Genomic DNA, 15,883 nt, shown 5'->3' with positions numbered 1-15,883 from the left:
ATCGGTCGCTCGACGCGGTTAGCCGAAATCCGTGCTGGGCAAACGCGACTCGAGACGCCGATCTTTCCGCCAGGGCGGTGGTCAGCTGCTGTCAGGCCGCGCGAAAGCCGGTGGCCTGTACCAAGGTTCGGGCCAGCTCGCGCTGATGCTGCCGCCACCAGGCCGCCTGCTCGGCGACGGTGTCCGTCACGCGGGGCGGGCTGGTTGCGGGCCGCGGTACCGCGGTCGCGGTGATCGCGCCGACCATGGCGTCGGCGGCGGCAGGGCTCATCGCGGTGGCGGCGGCCCAGTCGGCGAGCAGTTTGTCGATGGTCATGGTCGGTCCTCTCGGTTCGGCGGTTCGGCCAGCACGTCGGCGAGCATTGCTCTGGCGCGGGACAGCCGGTAGCGGACAGTGCCGGCCGGAATGCCAAGCAGTGCAGCGATATCGGGGCCGCTCAGCCCGCCGGCGGTGGCCAGGCTGAGTACCGTCCGCAGGTCGTCCGGCAGGCCGGCGATGGCGGCGCCGACTCGCTGCACGTCGTCGGCGGCCAGCACTGCTGCGCTGGCCGCCGGGGCGTGCTGGGTCGGTTCGGCGCGGACGGCGGTGAGGGTGGCATTGCGGGTGCGGCGCTGCCGGAGTTCGTCGACGGCGAGGTTGCGGGCGACGGTGAACAGCCAGGCCCGCTGGCCTTCGGTCGACCGACCGGTCAGTTCCGGCAGGTGCCGCCAGGCCCGCAGAAACAGCTCCTGGGTCAGCTCCTCCGCGCTGCCCACCTGCCCGGTGCGCCCGAGCAGGTAGCCGTACAGCGCCGTGTGGTGCGTCCGGAACAGCTGGGTGAACGCGGCCGTTGCCGCCGCGGCACGGGCGTCGCCGCCATCGACGTCGCTGGAACTATCGACGTCGCTGGAACTATCGGCGTCGCTGGCACTATCGACGGCAGTGCCACTGGCGGCAGTGCCACTGGCGGCAGCGCCACCGACGGCGGCACCGGGGCCGGCGTCGGCGCTGCCACCGGGGCCCGCGGCGGCACCGGGGCCGGCGGCAGCACCCGTGCCGGGAGTCATGGCGCCGTCACGTGCCACCGCTGCCGCCACCATTCCCCGCCACTGTCCGGCGCCACTGTCCTTCGTCACGCTCACCCGGCACGGTCGGCTGCCGCCATCACGCGCTCCCGGCGGCGGTGATGTTTCCGTACTGCTCGATCGTCAGTGCCTGCACCATCGGCACCAGCGCCGCCGGCGCGGTCAGGTTTCCGAAGAGGACGATGTCGGTCACCTTCTGCCGCAACAGTTCTGGGGTCACGTCGTCGGCCAGGGTGAGATTGCCGAACACCACAAGGCTGGTGTCGGGCTGGATCAGCTCGAAGTAGCCGGCCGCGAGTTCGGCGTCGTTCAGCAGCGTTCGGGGCTGGCTGCCGCGGTACCAACCGAACTGGCCGAGGATGGTCAGGTACTGCTCGAGCGATGCCTGCGCCTCGACCGACGCGGCGGACTGGCCGGCCACCAGAATCTGCTGATATCCGATGTCGCCCACCTCTCCGGTGATCACCGTCTGGCCGGCCAGCACCAGAATGTCCTGCGGTTGCCCTGCGGTGTTGGTCAGCGCCGCGCCGGACAGCGACGACTGCCCGGACATCAGCCGAACCTGTTGGTCCTCGGCCCAGGCATAGGGCACCAGGGCGCCGGTGCCGGACATCGCTGCGCCGACGTTGCCCTCACTGCCGCGCGGCACCAGCACCGTCCCGGTGACGCTGATGCTGCCGGTGACCGGCGCGGTGACGGGGCTGGTGATCAGCAACATGCCGGTCACCACCAGGGCCACCGGCTGGTCGCCGGCGAGCGCATCGCCCGACACCGAGAGCGATCCGGTATGGATCCTCACCTCGGCGTCGTCCGGCACGAAAACGCTGTTGGCGATGCGATCTGCCGGGATCAGGGTGTAGGCCGCGGCAAGTGAACGCCGGACCACCACCACGGCGATGCGTTCCAGACCGGTGATGGCGGCGAGTTCTTCCGGCCGGGTGAAGCCGGTCAGGTCGAGCATGGCCCGTTTGCGGATGACGCCGGCCAGTTCATCGCCCGGCCTGGCGGCGGCCGAGTCAGTTGCCGCTGCGGCCGTGTTATCCGCAGCGGCGCCGGGGCCGGCTGTGGTGGGGTCAGCGCCGGCGTCGTGCGCGTCGGTCGGGGTGCCGGGAGCGGTGGTCATCGTGCGTCCTTTGCAGTGGTGCCGGGAGCGCTGCTCGGCCGGCCGGGGCGGGTGGGGCGCGTTCGTCCTGCCCGCTTGGTGGAGCGGCGGCCGGGCCTGGTGGCCTCGGCGAGTTCGGCGCGGCGCATCCGCAGCACCGCGTATTCATCCAGCATGGCTGGTCTCCTTCTGGCTGGTGCAGGTGGCGCGCAGCGTCTTCCTGCTCATACCCAGCACTACGGAGCCGGCGCCGTGGTGTTGGCGTCGGGAGAGAACTTTCCGCTTTTCTGCCTTCAGTGGCGCCGAACGGCGGATTCCGGCCGGATCTGCGTCACTGGAGGCAGCTCAGGTCGAAGGTTGCCCGCGGGCCTCGCCTGCAGCGGGGGAGGGCGCGGGAGGGTGTGCCCGGTGCCGTGGGGTTGGCGGTGAGGCGGAGACTTTCGGCTTTTTCTGCCTTCAGTGGAGTCGGAAGGCGGTTTTCGGCCGGATCTGCGTCACTGGAGGCAGCGCAGGTCGAAGGTTGCCCGCGGACCGCCCCCAGGGGCGCGCGAGCGAGTGCGCCGGCGTTGCGCCGGGCAACGCGGGTGGGCGGTTCCGGCTACTGCTCCGGTGTTTCGGTGATCCCCTCGTACAGTCCGAGCACATTGCCGTCCGGGTCGCGGAAGGTGGCCCACCAACTGGTGTCGGTGATCGGCTGCTTGGCCGTCACCACCTGGCCGCCGAGACTGCTGATCTGCTCGAGCGCCTGATCGATGGAATCCACCTCGATGTAGCTGCGCGGCTGCTCGAAACCGTCGCCGCGCGGTGCCAGCCCACCGCCGGAGACCTGGTTCGGTGCCCGCCACATGGGATAGCCCTCGAACCCCGGCGGCGCGCTGATCTGCCAGCCGAAGACGCCGCTGTAGAACTGCGTCGCCCTGTCGAAATCGCTTGCCGGAATGTCGACGTGGGTGATGTCGCCATGTGCCATGCGCTGAGGGTATGCCCGATCCGGGCGACGCGCCAGACCCTGGCCCGAAGCAACCGGGCACAGGCCGGAGCGGCGGAACGCCGCAAAAGTAGCCGAAAGACGTACGGACAAGCGGCTTGCGCGCTGGCAAGCTGGACGCTCACAGCAGTGCGGTGGCGCATCGGCCCGCGGTACTTGCTTGTCCGCCAGGAGACGGCAGGGGCGGTGCGCAGGCAGGTGATGCTGACACGGGTGCCACCGCTGGAATCGGGGAGGATCGGGAACGCGCATGATGCAGACCGACAGCCGTGCGGCCGCCAGCACCGGCGAGCGAGCCGACGCTGAGGTGGCCGGCGGGCCGGCAGCCAGGGTGCGCGAGTTCGGCACCAAGGTGCTGGCGCTGGCGCGGCGACGCCCGTTCACCGCCGGCTACGTCACCCTCACCATGGTGCTGGCGGTGGCCACCGGTGCGCTCTGGGACAGCATCGAGTCGCGCAGCTGGTACGACGACATTGCCTACGGTCTACCGGCTTTCGCCGACGGCAAGTGGTGGACGCTGGTTACCGGCCTGCCGTTCGCGATCCACCCGTGGCTGTACATCTTCGTCGCCGGGGCGTTCGCGCTGGTGTGCGGCTACGCCGAGGGCAAGCTCGGCACCAGGCGCACCGCCGTCATCACCCTTGGCTATCAGTTCGTCGCGATCCTGCTGACCGCGCTGATCCTCTGGATCTTCAAGGATTCGTCGTGGGAGTGGGCCAGGGTGATGGCACGGGAAACCGATGTCGGGCTCTCCGCGGGGATGATGGCGGTGATCTCGGTGGCGTCGGCCGCTGTGCCACCGCCGTGGCGGCTCCGGCTGCGGCTGGCGATCTGGGCATATGTGTTGTTCGCCTTCACCTTTCTCGGTCTGCTGGCCGATCTTGAGCACCTGCTGGCGGTGCTGCTGAGCCTGCCGATCGCCAGCCGGCTGGCCGGCCCTGCACTGCTCAAGGCACCCGCGCGGCCGACCGTGCGGGAGTTCCGGCTGTTGGCGTTCGTCGCCGCCTGGGTGTCGGTGGCCAGCCAATGGGTGCTGATCCTGTCGCCCGACCGGCTGACCCCGTTCGGGCCGTCCGGCGCCAACACCGACGCCTGGTGGGTGGTCGCGCTCAATTTCGTGATCACCGCGCTGATCGCGAACGCGCTGCGACGCGGCCGCCGCTGGGCCTACCTGGTCGAGCTGGTGCTGTTGACCCTCAGCCTGGTGCTGCTGTTGCTGATCTGGGCGCTGGTGGCGGTACCGGACTGGGTGACCAGCGCGGACGAGTTCGCGCCCGGTGACTTCCCGCAGCTGGTGACCGGCACCGTTGTGGTGCTCGGCGAGCTGGCGCTGTTGGTATGGGCCCGGTCGGCGTTCAAGGTGCCGCGCGGCAGCAAACGCCGGCAAGCCCTGGGGACCTCGCAGCAGAGCACCGCCAAAGAGCTGCTGCAGCGGTACGGCGGCGGGTCGTTGTCGTGGATGTCGACCTGGCCGGAGAACATTCATTTCATATCGGCGGACGGGCAGGCCTACCTGGCGTTCCGCCGGTACGCCGGCGTCGCCATCGGGCTCGGCGATCCGATCGGCCCACTGGGCAGTGCCGCCACCGTGCTGGGCGAGTTCATCGACATGTGTGACCGCATCGCGCTGGTGCCGTGCCTGTTCTCCTGCTCCGGCGCCACCGCCGCGCTGACGGCCGAACGCGGCTGGCAGAGCGTGCAGGTGGCCGAGGACACCCTGGTCGACCTGCCCGATCTCGAGTTCAAGGGAAAGAAGTGGCAGGACGTTCGCACCGCGATCAACAAGGCCGCCAAACAGGACGTCGAGTTCCGGCTGGTCACCCTCGCGGACGAGCCGTGGTCGACGGTGCGCCGGGTGGAACAGATCTCCCAGGAATGGTTGGGCAACAAGGAACTTCCCGAGATGGGCTTCACCCTCGGCGGGGTTGACGAGGCGCTCGACCGCGAGGTTCGGGTCGGTCTCGCCGTCGGACCGGACGGCACCCTGCACGGGGTGACGTCGTGGCTGCCGGTCTACGGCCCCGACGGGGTTGTCCGCGGCTGGACGCTGGACCTGATGCGACGGGTGCCTGACGGCTTCAAACCCACCGTCGAGTTCTTGATCGGATCGGCCTGCATGGCGTTCAAAGCCGAAGGGGCGCAGGTGGTTTCGCTGTCCGGTGCACCGTTGGTGCGCTCGGACCCCGGCGGCGAGCGGAGCCCTGTCGAGGCGTTCCTCGACGGCCTGTCGGAGAGCCTTGAACCGGTCTACGGTTTCCGCAGCCTGCACTTCTTCAAGCAGAAGTTCCAGCCACGGGTTGAGCCGATGTACCTGGCCTTCCGTGACGAGGCTGACCTACCGCGCATCGGCGTCGCGCTCACCAGGGCGTTCCTGCCGGACGCCGGGCTGAAAGAGCTGTTGAGCATCGCCGGCAACCGCAAGTAGCGCCGCCAGGGGCTAGCCTCGGCGGTACCAGAACTGTCAGCGCGGACGGTTGCCGTCACGATCCGGCTGCTCGTAGCCGGCGCCGACAGTAGATAGGTACCCGCATGAATCCCGCAGCAGACCAAGATCGATCGACGGCGCGGACAGCAGGATTGCTGTTCACCCTCGCCCCGTTGTGGTACCTGCTCTGCGAAACCGTTGCGGCCGCGGCGTTTCCCGGCTACAACTACGCCACCTTCTACATCAGCGATCTCGGCGTTCCGGAGGCCGGCCCGTTCCAGGACAGGATGCTGGCCTCCCGGCTGCCCACAGTGATGAACGCCGGATTCGTTGGCACCGGCGTGCTGTTCCTGCTCGGTCTCGCGCTGCTGCTGCCGCAGCTGCGCCGGGGCCGGACGGCAGCGCTGTTCACCGTCCTCGGGATCGTGCACGTTGTCGGGATCGTCTTCGTCGGTCTGGTGCCGGGGTCACCGTCGAACGCGGCCAGCGGCCTCATCGCGATTCACGCCATCGGCGCGGTGGCGGCCATCGCCGGCGGCAACCTCACCGCGATGCTGTCGTCGCGGGTGCTCCCGGACACCGGTCTGCCGCGGTGGTGGGGCGTTGTTCTCGGCGCCGCCGGGCTGCTCAGCGGACTGCTGTTGAGCGCGCATCTTGGCTTTGCCGACGGCGTGTGGGAACGCGGAGCCGTCTACCCCTTCATGCTCTGGCAGTGCAGCACCGGCATCGCGCTGCTGCGCCGGACAACACGCCGGGCACCGCGCCGGACAACACGCCGGGCACCGCGCCGGACAACACCACAGACGTCCGGGACGGTCGGCTGAGAGCCGCGATCCAGGCGGCGGCACGGCGGCGGCTGGTTCACCAACCACCGCCGGGCCGGCCCGCCCGTCACCTGATGCGCTGAGAACGCCTGCGCGACAGCAACATCAACGCGGCACCGCCGAGCAGCAACAACACCGCGGTCAGCAGCATGCCGGGGAAGTTGCGCCCGGTCCACGCCAGGTTCCCGTTGTCGCCACCGGTCGGCGGGTTGGTCGGCGTGACGCCGGGCCAGGTGCCGGTGGTCGTTCCGGTGCTGGTGGCACCCGTAGTGGTGGTCGGCGTTGAGGTGCCGGTCGGACTGACCGTCCCGGTGGGACCGGTTGGGCCGGTGGGCGGTGGGTTGGAACCACCGGTCGGCTCCGTCGGAGGAGTGGGCTCGGTCGGCGGTGTGGTCGGCGGCACCGGCTTGGTGGCGGTGATCGCGTCGTTGTCCGGCGGGCTGACCACCGGCACCCCGCCCGGATAGGTGCCGACCGCGGTGGCGTAGTTGCGGGCAGCGCCGGCCTTCACATCGAGCTCGGTCACCCGGTAGCTGCCGGTGCACACCTGCTCGGCGCCGGGGGCAAGCGTGTCCGACGGACAGGCGACGGTGCCGAGCTTCGAGTCGACCACCCGGACCCCGGAAACCGTGACGTTGCCGGTGTTGCGCACGGTGAACCGGTAGTCGATGGTCTCGCCGGCGTCTGCGGTGCCGTTGCCGTTGGCGTCGGACAGCGTGCCCTGCTTGCTGATCGAAAGCCCGGCGCCACGGGTGGCCGGGGTGTCGGTGCTGGTGTCCGTGGTGTTGTCGGCGTCGACCGGCTTGCCGCCCGGATCCTTGCCGGAGCCGGTCGCCGTGTTGTGCACGGTGCCGGCGTCGACGTCGGCCTGGGTGACGGTGTAGTCGGCCGCCGTGCAGGTGATCGATGCTCCCGGCGCCAGCGGCCCCTGCGGGCAGGTGACGGTACCCACCTTCGGATCGGACACCGCCAGGTCGGTCAGCGTCACCGCCCCGGTGTTGGTGAGGGTGAACGTGTAACCGATCGTCTCACCCGCGTCGGCAGTGCCATTGCCGTTGCTGTCAGCCAGCTTTGCGTGCTTGACGAGTTCGAGCGCGGCGGCGGACACGGTGGGTTGATCGATGGTGGCAGGCGGGGTCGGGTCGAGCGGCTTGCCGTCCGGGTCCTTGCCGGTGGCCGTGGCGCTGTTGTGCACGGTGCCGGAGTCGACGTCGGCCTGGGTCACCGTGTACTCGGCGTCGGCGGTGCAGTCGACAGAGACCCCGGGCAGCAGCGGCCCGGCCGGGCAGCTCACCGCACCGGCCCGCGGATCGCTCACCGAGACGTCGGTGATGGTCTTGTCACCGATGTTGGTGACCCGGAACGAGTAGCGAATCTTCTCGCCGACATCGGCCAGGTTGTTGTCGTTGCTGTCGGCCAGCTCGGCGGTCTTCACCACCGCAAGCGCGGCCCCTGCCACCGTCGGCAGATCGACACCGCTGGGATTGCTGGTCACCGGCTCGCCGCTGGGTTGCTTGCCGGTGGCGGTGGCGCTGTTGTGTACCCGTCCGGAGTCGACGTCGGCCTGGGTCACCGTGTAGTCGGCGGCACAGCCGGCCCGCTCACCCGGCTTGAGCGTTGTCGGATCGCAGGTCACCGCACCGAGTTTCGGGTCGTTCACCGCCACACCGCTCATGGTGACGTTGCCGCTGTTGGTGATCACGAAGGTGTAGCTGATCCGCTCGCCCACGTCGGCAAGGCCGTTGTTGTTGGTGTCGGCCAGCTTCGCCGACTTCACCAGCGTCAGCCCGGCATTCGGGGTGCTGGTCGGGGTGGTCACCTCATCCGGCTCCGAGGTAATCGGCTGCCCCCAAGGGGTTTCGCCGGTGGCGCCGGCACTATTGCGGACGTAACCGGCGTCGACGTCGTCCTGGGTGACGGTGTACCGCTGCGCGGTGCACGTCATGGTGTCGCCGGGCGCCAGTGCGGTTCGCGGGCAGCTGACCTCGCCGGCCATCGGGTCGGTCACCTCGATTCCCGTCATGGTGACGGTGCCGGCGTTGCGGACAACGAAGGTGTACTCGATCTGCTCGCCGACATCGGCGGCTCCCGCGGTGTTGCCCTCGGTGTCGGTGTCGTGCACGGTGGCGCGCTTGTCGATGGTCAGCAACGGCGCGGAGTTGGTCGGCACCGTCGCCGTGGCCGGGCCGCCGGTGATCGGGTCGCCGGCCGGTGTTGTCGCCGTTGCGCTGGCGACATTGCCGACGCGGCGGGCATCAAGGTCGTCCTGGGTGACGGTGACCGCGGAGGCCGCCCGGCAGCTGGTCTGCTGACCGGGCGCCAAGGTGGTTGCGGCACAGGCGATGTCACCCGCACGCTCGTCGTTGACGGCTACCCCGTTCAGGGTGACGTTGCCGGTATTGGTGACGGTGAAGCTGTAGGAGATCTGCTCCCCGAGATCGGCTGCCCCGGTGGCGTGGCCGGCGCCGTCGACATCCCGCAGGGTGGCCTGCTTCTCGATGCCGATGCGCGGCTCGGCCGCCGCTGTCGGCACGTCGACGGTGCTCGACTGAGCCGGAACGGGGTTGCCGCTCGGGTCGCTGCCGCCGGCGGTGGCGGTGTTGCTGACCCGGCCGCGGTCGACATCCTCCTGCGTCACCACGGTGCTGCCGGTGCAGCGCAGTTCTTCGCCGGGCGCGAGATCGACCGGGCCGCAGGAGAATCCGTCGCCAAGGCGCGGATCGGAGATCGTCACGCCGCGCAACGTCACGGTGCCGGTATTGGTGGCGACCAGCGTGTAGTTGATGTGCTCGCCGGCGTCGGCAGCGTTGTTGCCGTTCCGGTCGGCCAGCGCCGCGGTCTTGTTCAGTGCCAGTGCCGGGCGGGAGTTGCCGGGCACCTGGGTCTGATCGCGTCCGGTGACGGTGTCGCCGGACGGTGCGGTGCCGGTGGCGGTGGCGACGTTGCGCACCGCGCCGGCGTCGATGTCGTCCTGCGTCACGGTGTAGTCGGCGGCGGTGCAGGTCACCGACTTGCCTGGAGCCAGCGGCGTTTGCGGGCAGCGGACGGCGCCCAGCTTCGGGTCGGTGACGGCGATCTTGCTGAGCGTCACGTTGCCGGTGTTGGTGACGGTGAAGCTGTAGCTGATCTGCTCGCCCACGTCGGCGCTGCCGTTGTTGTTGCTGTCGGCCAGCTTTGCCTGCTTGCGCAGCGTCAGCGACGGGTCCGCGGCCGCGGTGGTGATATCGGCGACCGACGGGTCGGACACCTTGGGTTCTTGGTCGTCACGGCCAGGGGGAATCGCGGTGGCGACCGCGCTGTTGTGCACGACGCCGGCGTCGATGTCGTCCTGCGTCACGGTGTACCGCTCGGCCGTGCAGGTCGCCGATGCGCCGGGCGCCAGGGTGGTCGGAGCGCACCGGACGGCGCCGAGTTTCGGATCGTTCACCCCGACCTTGTGCAGCGTGACGTTGCCGGTGTTCTTGACGATGAAGGTGTAGTCGATGCTCTCGCCCAGGTCGGCCATGCCGTTGTTGTTGGCGTCGTTCAGCGTGCCCCGCTTCTGGATGGTCAGCTTCGGGTCGGACGCCACGGTGGGGGTCGACGTGGTGGACGGGTTGCTGGTGATGGGGTCCGGCGTGCCACGGGTGGGTTTGCCGGTCGCGGTGGCGGTGTTGTCGACGGTCTGGTTGTCGATGTCGGTCTGGGTCACCTGATGCGCCGGGGCGGTGCAGGTGACCGACTCGTTCGGTGCCAGCGTGGTTTTCGGGCAGCTGACCGCGCCGGCCTTGGGGTCTCGCACCGCGATGTCGGTCACCGTCACGGTGCCGGTGTTGGTGACCTCGAAGGTCCAGACCAGCTGGTCGCCCAGCTTCAGCCTGGTGTTCTCGTCGGTGGCATTGCCGCCGAGGGTGGCGATCTTGTTCAGCTGCAGGCCGTTGGTGGCCGGCGTAACGGGCACGTCCACCGTCGAGGGCTTGCTCGGTACGGTCTCGCCGCCCGGGTCCTTGCCGGCGGCGGTCGCGCTGTTGCGCACGGTACCGGCGTCCACATCGGCCTGGGTGACGGTGTAGTCGGCGGCCGTGCAAGTGACGGAATCGCCTGGGGCCAGCGTGGTTTGCGGGCAGGTGACGGTGCCGGCCTTCGGGTCGGAGACCGCAACGCCGGTGATGGTGACGTTGCCGTCGTTGGTCACCAGGAACGAGTAGCTGATCTTTTCACCGACGTCGGCGACGCCGTTGGTGTTGCTGTCGGCCAGCTGCGCGGTCTTCTCCACCACCAGGCTGGGGGCGGGCTTGGCGGTCGGAGTGTCGGTGACCGACGTGTTGCTGTCGACCCGGTTGCCGCCGGGATCGTTACCGGCGGCGGTGGCCTCGTTGTGCACCCGCCCGGAATCGACATCGGCCTGGGTGACGGTGTACTCGGCGGCCGTGCAGGTGACGGAATCGCCTGGGGCCAGCGTGGTTTGCGGGCAGGTGACGGTGCCGGCCTTCGGGTCGGAGACCGCAACGCCGGTGATGGTGACGTTGCCGTTGTTGGTCAGGGTGAAGCTGAAGGTGATCTTCTCGCCGACCTCGGCGCTGCCATTGTTGTTGGTGTCGGTGAGCTTTGCTTGTTTGGCGAGCACCAGCGACGGCACCTGTTCGGAGGTGTCGACGTCGGCGACGGCCTCGTTGCTGTCCACGGCCTTGCCCGCGGGATCGGTGCCGGTGGCGATGGCGCTGTTGTGCACGGTACCGGCGTCGACGTCGGCCTGGGTGACGGTGTAGTCGGCCGTGGTGCAGACCACCGACTTGCCCGGTGCCAGGGTGGTTTCCGGGCAGCTGACGGCGCCGGCCTTCGGATCGGTGACGGCGATGCCGCTGATGGTCACGGTGCCGGTGTTGGTGACGGTCAGCGTGTAGCTGATCTGCTCGCCGACGTCGGCGGTGCCGTTGTCGTTGCTGTCGGCCAGCTCGGCGTCCTTGACCAGCGCCAGCCCGGCCACCCGCTCGGTGGTGGGGGTGATGGTCTCCGAGGTGTTGCTGTCCACACGCGCATCGCCTGGCCCCGTCCCGGTTGCGGTGGCCTCGTTGTGCACCTGCCCGGCGTCGACGTCGGCCTGCGTCACGGTGTACGCCGCCGCGGTGCAGGTGACGGATTTGCCTGGGGCCAAAGAGGTTTGCGGGCAGCTGACCGAGCCGGCCTTGGGGTCGTCGACGGCGATGCCGGTGATGGTGACGTTGCCGGTGTTGGTGACGACGAAGGTGTAGGCGATGGTTTCGCCGACGTCGGCGGTGCCGTTGTCGTTGCTGTCGTCAAGGGTGGAGTTCTTGGCGAGTACCAGGCCGAGGCTGGGTGGGGTGGTGTCGACAGTGGCCGTCGAATCGTTGCTGTCCACGCCGGCGCCGCCCGGATCGTTCCCGCTGGCGGTGGCCTGGTTGCGGACCTCGCCGGCGTCGACGTCGGCCTGGGTCACGGTGTAGTCGGCTGCGGTGCAGGTGACGGATCTTCCTGGGGCCAAGGAGGTTTGCGGGCAGCTGACCGATCCGACCTTGGGGTCGTCGACGGCGATGCCGGTGATGGTGACGTTCCCGTTGTTGGTGACGACGAAGGTGTAGGTGATGGTTTCGCCGGCGTCGGCGGTGCCGTTGTCGTTGGCGTCGTTCAACTTCGCGTTCTTGGTCAACGCGAGGCTGGGGTCGGCGCTCGCCGCCGGCACGTCGCGCTCGGCGATTGCGCTGGTGACGTCCTCGCCCGCCGGGTCGGAACCCTTGGCGGTGGCTTCGTTGTGCACGAGGCCGGCGTCAACGTCGGCCTGGGTCACGGTGTAGCCGGTGGCGGTGCAGGTGACGGAATCCCCGGGGGCCAGGGTCGTTTGCGGGCAGCTCACCGGGCCGACCTTGCCGTCGTCAACGGTGATGCCGGTGACGGTCACGTTGCCGGTGTTCCGCACCGTGAAGGTGTAGTCGATCGTTTCGCCGGCGTCGGCCAGGTTGTTGCCGTTGCCGTCGTTCAGCGCGGCGTCCTTGACCAATGTCAGGTTGGGCGACGGGGCGACCGTCGGGGTGTCGGTGGTGTCCGGCGGTGAGGTGGTGCCGTCGCCGCCGGGATCGGTACCGGTGGCGGTCGCGGAGTTGTGCACCCGCCCGGCATCGATGTCGGTCTGGTCGACGGTGTAGCTGGCCGTGCAGGTGACGGATTTGCCTGGGGCGAGCGAGGTTTGCGGGCAGCTGACCCCGGAAGCCCCGCCCACCTTGGCGTCGTCGACGGCAACGCCGGTGAGCGTGACGTTGCCGGTGTTGCGGACCACGAAGCGGTAGTTGATGGTCTCGCCGGCGTCGGCCAGGCCGTTGTTGTTGCCGTCGACCAGCTCGGCCTGCTTGTCGATGGTGATGTCCGGATTGGCCTGCGCCGAGGGAATGTCGACGGTGTCCGGGGTGCTGGTGATCGGGTCACCGACCGGCGGCTTGCCGCCGGCGGTGGCCGAGTTACGCACCGTCTGCGCGTCGATGTCGTCCTGGGTGACGGTGTAGTCGTTGGCGGTGCAGGTGACGGAATCGCCCGGGGCGATGGTGGTTTGCGGGCAGCTGACGGTGCCGACCTTCGGGTCGCGCACGCCGACGCCGGTGAGCGTGACGTTGCCGGTGTTGCGGACGAGGAAGCTGTAGCTGATGGTCTCGCCGGCATCGGCCAGGCCGTTGCCGTTGGCGTCGTTCAGGGTGCCGCGCTTGTCGATGGTGAGATCGGGCCGCGCGGTGCTGGTGGGAGTCTCGGTTCCGCTGGGCTGGCTGGTGATCTTGGTGCCGCCCGGCGGAGTACCCGATGCGGTGGCCGAGTTGGTCACCCGGCCGTTGTCGACGTCGGCCTGGGTCACCGTGTAGGTGGCGGTGCACGTCATCGAAGTACCTGGGGCCAGCGAGGTTTGCGGGCAGCTGACGGTGCCGCCCTTGGCATCGTTGACGCCGACCCCGGTGAGCGTGACGTTGCCGGTGTTGCGCACGATGAAGCTGTAGCTGATCTTCTCGCCGGCGTCGGCGAGGTTGTTGTCGTTGCCGTCCTGCAGGCTCGCCGTCTTGGCGATGGTGAGATCGGGGCGGGCGGCCGGGGTCGGCGTGGTGGTGGTGGCCGGGGTGCTGGTGACCTTGGTGCCGCTGGGCGGGGTACCGGAGGCGGTGGCCGAGTTGCGGACCGCGCCGGCGTCGACGTCGGCCTGGGTCACCGTGTAGGTGGCGGTGCACGTCATCGAAGCGCCTGCGGCCAGCGAGGTTTGCGGGCAGCTAACGGTGCCGGCCTTCGGGTCGTTGACACCGACCCCGGTGAGCGTGACGTTGCCGGTGTTGCGGACGCCGAAGGTGTAGCTGATGGTCTCGCCGGCGTCGGCCAGGTTGTTGCCGTTGCCGTCGTTGAGGTTGGCCTCCTTGCTGATCGCGATGCCGGGGGAGGCGGTGATCGGCACCGTCACCGACGACGGCTTGGACTGCGTCGGGTTGCCGCCGGGGTCGGTACCGGAGGCGGTGGCGGTATTGGTGAACGAGGTGCCGCGGGTGTCCTGCGCGGTGAGCGTGTACGAGCCGGTGCAGACCATGGACGAACCGCTGGTGTTGGCCGGAGTCAGAGTTGTTGCCGGACAACTGATGTTGCTGATCTTCGGATCGTCGACCACCACGTTCGAAATGGTGGTGGGGCTGGTGTTGGTGACGACGAACTGGTACGGCACCGTGTTGCCGGTGGTGTACGACGCCGGCTGGGTGGTGCTGCGGTCCACCTGCTTCACCAGGTTCAGTGCTGGCAGCGGATCGACCGACGAGACGGTGACGTTCCGGATCAGGTGCACGTCGGTGCTGCCACCGGTGGACCCGCTGAAGCCGAACTTGTAGGTGGCAGGGGCCGGCGTCGTCATCTGGATGGTGGTGATCGGGGTGCCGTTGACGTACACCGTGACCACCGGCAGCGGGTCGGGGCTGATGGTGATGCGGATGGTGCGCTCGGACGCCGCCAGGGTGGTCGCACGCAGGCCACCCTGCACCGGGTTGGTGGTCAGCAGGCAGTAGCCCTGGGTGCCCTCTCCTGGTCCGCGCACCGCAATCTGGTTGGCCAGACGCTGGTTGCCGGCCCTGGGGTTACACCCGGCGCCGCGCCCTTCGTTGTCGTTGGAGAAGTTGCCGAACGCGTCGAGGCCGATGCCGAGGTATCCGCCGTGGACGCCGTTTTGACTGTTGGTGCCGCTGACCAGCTGCGCGTAGCCCAGCGAGCCGCCGGTACCGCCGGTCGAGGTCAGGTCGACGGAGCCGTCGACTAGAAAGAACCCGATACCGTCGGCCGCCGTACCCCCGTACTGATACTGGGTGAACTCGACCTCAAGGCCCCCGTTCCCCGGCACCGCACGGTTGTACAGCAGCGCGCCGGCCTTGCTCTGCGTCGCGTCGGTGAGCTGCAGGTAACCAGGGGTGACGCCCGGCGTGGGAGCTCCGCCGCGGCTGCTGGTGCACCGGCCCACCCTGGACGCCCCGGCCGGCGGAGCGCCAGCCGCGCCGGTGAGGCACGCGCTGCCCAGCGGCACGAATGCCGGGTCGGCCACCGTCGCGTTCTGGAAGGTCTCGGTGACCAGCGTGGTGCCACCCGCCGCCAGCGCTTGCGGTACGGCCGCCAGCGGCCCGACGCCGACAAAACCGGCAGCCGTCAGCACGCCTGCCACCAGTAGGGCAAGCCAGCGCTGTGGGTGCCGGGCGGTGGCATTCGCGCGCTGCCAAGGACGCCGTCGACGCCCGCCGTGGTGGTTGCGCTGCGCTGGCTGTGCCGCGGGTGCTGGCTGTGCTGAAGGCGCTGGCCCCATAGGTGTCCCCTTTTGGCGTCGGCGACCATTGCTGGTCGCGTCCCGCGAGCCCCGGGTGGACCCGCGTGACCGGATGCTGGTGACTGCTGTAGCTGGTCCTGCAGTGGCTGACTGCTGTTGGCTGATGACTGCTGTTGCCCGATTCCTGGGTCAGCCGCACTGCCGCTGGTAGCGGGGTCGCGGTGATGCCCGCTTCCGAATTTGTTCGAGCATGTCACGGAACGCGTTCGACAGGACAGGCGGCGCCAACCGTTCGGGCCTGCGGAGCGCTCGTTGCCCTCCGGCGATTCGGACGGCTGGCTACACATGGAGACTGATCGGAACGGGAACTATCACAAAGTTTGGAATGTGTTCACTCGTTCGAGTGCCGCTGTTCGAGAGCAGGGCGGTCCAGATTCGAAGGACGTGTCGTCCGGTTGGATGAATTCGTCTTTACTAGGCCTGGATTGGTCTCGGGTCGGTAACGGTCGGCGCCCACCGCCCGATTCCCGGCAGCCTGAGCGGCACGATTTCCGGAGAAAGCAGCCGGAGAGATTCTCGGGAGCCGAACGGCGCGCACTCTTCGTGATCATCGGGCGGCGCTTCCGGTAGCCCGTTAGGGCCGTAGGTGACGTATCCGAACCCGATAGATCGCCCTCGCGGTCACCCGCTGTCATGGACGAAAACCGATGTGCGGCAACCGGTT

At 69.1% G+C, this 15,883-nt stretch carries 8 protein-coding genes; 2 read left to right on the top strand and 6 right to left on the bottom strand.

Annotated elements, in window-relative coordinates:
• Positions 1–91: 91 nt before the first annotated feature.
• The 5 genes from HKD39_RS11795 to HKD39_RS11775 form a co-directional block, all read right to left on the bottom strand.
• Positions 92–316: a hypothetical protein gene (locus HKD39_RS11795; RefSeq protein WP_171200083.1), complete on the bottom strand. Its 225-nt coding sequence runs from the start codon at positions 314–316 to the stop codon at positions 92–94.
• Positions 313–1,116 (bottom strand): sigma-70 family RNA polymerase sigma factor, encoded by an 804-nt coding sequence (locus HKD39_RS11790; protein WP_171200082.1) that lies wholly within the window; start codon positions 1,114–1,116, stop codon positions 313–315. Before HKD39_RS11790 ends, HKD39_RS11795 begins: the two co-directional genes overlap by 4 nt.
• Before the next feature lie 28 nt (positions 1,117–1,144).
• Complete coding sequence (locus HKD39_RS11785; RefSeq protein WP_171200081.1) at positions 1,145–2,188, bottom strand: hypothetical protein; 1,044 nt, start codon at positions 2,186–2,188, stop codon at positions 1,145–1,147.
• The gene (locus HKD39_RS11780; protein ID WP_171200080.1) at positions 2,185–2,343 is read right to left on the bottom strand and encodes a hypothetical protein; all 159 of its coding nucleotides are present in this window, start codon (positions 2,341–2,343) and stop codon (positions 2,185–2,187) included. Before HKD39_RS11780 ends, HKD39_RS11785 begins: the two co-directional genes overlap by 4 nt.
• 422 nt (positions 2,344–2,765) lie before the next feature.
• Positions 2,766–3,137 carry a VOC family protein gene (locus HKD39_RS11775; protein ID WP_171200079.1) on the bottom strand — a complete coding sequence of 124 codons (372 nt, stop codon included), beginning with the start codon at positions 3,135–3,137 and terminating at the stop codon, positions 2,766–2,768.
• A 268-nt stretch (positions 3,138–3,405) separates the two neighbouring features.
• Between HKD39_RS11775 and HKD39_RS11770 the strand changes: the two genes are divergently transcribed.
• Together HKD39_RS11770 and HKD39_RS11765 are read left to right on the top strand one after the other, a co-directional pair.
• Positions 3,406–5,580, top strand: a complete 2,175-nt coding sequence (locus HKD39_RS11770) for a bifunctional lysylphosphatidylglycerol flippase/synthetase MprF (RefSeq protein ID WP_171200078.1) — start codon at positions 3,406–3,408, stop codon at positions 5,578–5,580.
• A gap of 104 nt (positions 5,581–5,684) precedes the next feature.
• Positions 5,685–6,404, top strand: coding sequence for a DUF998 domain-containing protein (locus HKD39_RS11765; protein WP_171200077.1), 720 nt, complete (start codon positions 5,685–5,687; stop codon positions 6,402–6,404).
• 67 nt (positions 6,405–6,471) lie between these two features.
• Here HKD39_RS11765 and HKD39_RS11760 read toward each other — a convergent pair whose 3' ends face one another.
• Complete coding sequence (locus HKD39_RS11760) at positions 6,472–15,060, bottom strand: DUF7507 domain-containing protein (protein WP_171200076.1); 8,589 nt, start codon at positions 15,058–15,060, stop codon at positions 6,472–6,474.
• Positions 15,061–15,883 lie beyond the last annotated feature (823 nt).

The organism is Nakamurella aerolata (assembly GCF_013002705.1).
GTDB classification, from domain to species: domain Bacteria; phylum Actinomycetota; class Actinomycetes; order Mycobacteriales; family Nakamurellaceae; genus Nakamurella; species Nakamurella aerolata.
The sequence above is the reverse complement of the archived record's forward strand: the minus strand, read 5'-3'. Positions and strand labels throughout refer to the sequence as shown.